Origin of the sequence: Tissierella sp. (genome assembly GCF_052089545.1) — a bacterium.
In the GTDB taxonomy this organism is placed as follows: Bacteria; Bacillota; Clostridia; order Tissierellales; family Tissierellaceae; genus Tissierella_A.
In genome coordinates, this window is record NZ_JBQDAA010000261.1 from 1 (window position 1) to 2755 (window position 2755).

Below are 2755 nucleotides of genomic sequence, written 5' to 3' on the forward strand. Positions count from 1 at the left end.
TTTAAACTCCTTTACATATCCTGTAGAAGGAGCCAAATATCCATGAAAAGAGTCATAGTGGTCATTGATTTTATATATGCTAATAAATTCTCTATCTATAGATTCAAACAATCTCAATTTATCAGCATATCCATTATTTTTGAAAACTTCTAAGGCGTCTTTTCTTTTATATCTTTTTCTTTCTATTACATAGTCTTTATTTACTATTTCTAACATTTTTTCTTCAATCTTTTTTAAATCTTCAAAATTTATAGGATTATTTTCTCCAAGCTTTCCATATAAACCTGGTCCTAAAAAATATTCTATGCTAATTTTATTTTCTGGATAAAGTTCTTTACATGCCATTATAAATACAGCTGATATAGTTTTCGTATATATTCTATATCCATCTACATTCCGGTTGTCTAAAAACTCTATAGTAGTATTTTCTTCCACAGTTTTTTGTAAATTATAAATTCTATTTTCTACCTTTGCACCTAAGTATTTTTTATAATCTTCACCAAATATTTTTTTAGATATTTGTAAAAGCGTTGTACCTTTTTCTATTTCTAAGCTTTTAAAGCCTAATATATTTACATTTATTTTCATACTAGTCTCCTTTTTATTTTATTTCAATTCTTCTTTTTCTTCATATAAATCTTTTACATCCTGTAAATCATAAATTATCCTTCTAAGATGAAAATTATAAATTATATATAATTCTTCTTTTTCATTAAATTCTATTTCTGGTATATCTTTCATCTTCACAAAGTTTTCTTTTAAAAGTTCTTTATTAGATTCATTTATAGGTATTTTTTTGTTTATTAATTTGATTATTCTCAAGTGACTATATATATTTTGAAATAATTCAAATATATGTTCATAGTCTATTGATTTATAATTTGTGTTTTTCTTTAATTTTAAATCTCTTTTAAGTGTTTGATAGTTTTCTTCTATATAATCTATTTTCTTTTTTAAATTATCTAGTTGTAAATTTCCATCTCCCCATACCAGCTTCTTTATATCTTTTACTATTTCTTTAGTAGTATTTTCTATAATATTATAAATTTTTATATCTATTTTGGGAGGCCTTATAAAATAATTTATAGTGGTACCTACTATTACACCTATAAATGTATCTATGGTTCTATTTAAAGCATAAGTAAATCCATCTCCGCCTTCAAAATCTACTATAATTACTAAAAAAACTATCATTGCCATTTTAACTGCTTTTTGCCATTTCAACACATTAGATGAATATATGATTACAATAAGTCCAAGTGCTGTTGTTATAAAGTTTACGGGAGAAATAGATGTTATAATAAGTGCTATAATAGCTCCTAGGACAGTTCCAAACATTCTAAACTTTCCTGTTCTGAATGATTCTGACACAGATGTCTCCATAGTCATTATAGCAGCGATTCCCGCTAATATAGGACTATTTATATCTAATAACTTAGCAATTTCTAGGGTTAAAACTACTGCAATAACTGTTTTTATAGTTCTCATACCAATTTTTTTAACCTTCATAGAACACCTCTGTATTTTATTATTTTAAAATATTGAATCATACTTCAACAATTACGGGGTATGATTAATCATACCCCGTACCTGGTTTTCCCATTAAATGTATTACTTATAGATGAATATACCCATAAAGCAAAATTTTAATATATTCTTAATTTTTTCTATGTATAAAATAAATATACTTAAATTAATGATCTCAATAACAATACATTATAGCTTTGTTAGCTTCCTTTAAAATATCCTAAAAAGTATTATAGATACTATATTAATCAATCACCAGTGATATAATTAGTAGATCTTCAATAATAGAAAAGATATAAAAAATTGTTCAAAAGTTTTAAATCTAGAAACTACAAGTTTTATCTTTTATCTCCATATAAGTTTTCCATATATTTAAAGTCATATATCATTTCTTTTAGGTGGTAATTATATATTATATCTATTTTTTCTTCCTCAGTATACTCTAATTTAGGAACATCTTTTGAAAACATTTCTTTGAGAAGCTTTTTATTTTCCCTATCTATGTATACTCTTTTGCCTATCAATTTTATTACTCTTGAATGACTTTGTATGTTTTTAATATGTTTTAAAATATCCTCATAATCCTTTAGTGTTTCTTTTTTATTTATATTAAATTTTAATTCTTTCTTCAATATGCTATAACTTTGTTCTATATCCATCATATCACTTTGTAAGTTCTTTAATTTAATCTTGTCTTTTTCCCATACGAGAGCAAATATATCTCCTCTAACTTCTATAATCATCTTTCTTATAAAACTGTCAATTCTTTTATGTATTTTAGGAGGTCTTATAAGGAAATTTATTGTAGTACCTATTAATACACCAATAATTGTATCTAGCGTTTTACTTAATACATATATAAATTTATACCCAACCTCAAAATCTATTATTATTCCTATAAAAACTATTAAAGCCATTCTAATTGCATTTTTCCAATTTAATATATTAGATATATGTATCACCAAGAGAATACCTATACCTGTAGTTATAAATTTTACTGGTAGTATCATAGTTATTATCAATGCTATAATTCCTCCAAGAACACTACCAAATATCCTAAATTTCCCTGTATTAAAGGTCTCAGAAACTGAGGCTTCCATAGTCATTATTGCTGCTATTCCCGCTAATAATGGATTGTATAGGTTTAAAAACTTAGAAATTACCAATGTTAAAGTTTGGAATGGCAACCCTTTTTTAGACAATAATCTACTTAACACAGATTTAGTTT

The 2755-nt window shown here is 24.8% G+C and carries 2 protein-coding genes and 1 pseudogene; all 3 read right to left on the reverse strand.

The window, feature by feature from the left end:
* Positions 1-588 (reverse strand): annotated as a pseudogene (locus tag ACTHW2_RS12625) (nucleoside kinase); the annotation flags it as partial.
* 18 nt (positions 589-606) lie between these two features.
* Positions 607-1509 (reverse strand): FUSC family protein, encoded by a 903-nt coding sequence (locus ACTHW2_RS12630; protein WP_442264252.1) that lies wholly within the window; start codon positions 1507-1509, stop codon positions 607-609.
* A gap of 356 nt (positions 1510-1865) precedes the next feature.
* The coding region (locus ACTHW2_RS12635) for an FUSC family protein (protein ID WP_442264253.1) at positions 1866-2755 on the reverse strand (890 nt) is incomplete at its 5' end.

Excerpts from the sequence above, each read along its gene's own strand:
- ACTHW2_RS12630 (WP_442264252.1), bottom strand. The coding sequence starts at position 1,509 with ATGAAGGTTAAAAAAATTGGTATGAGAACTATAAAAACAGTTATTGCA.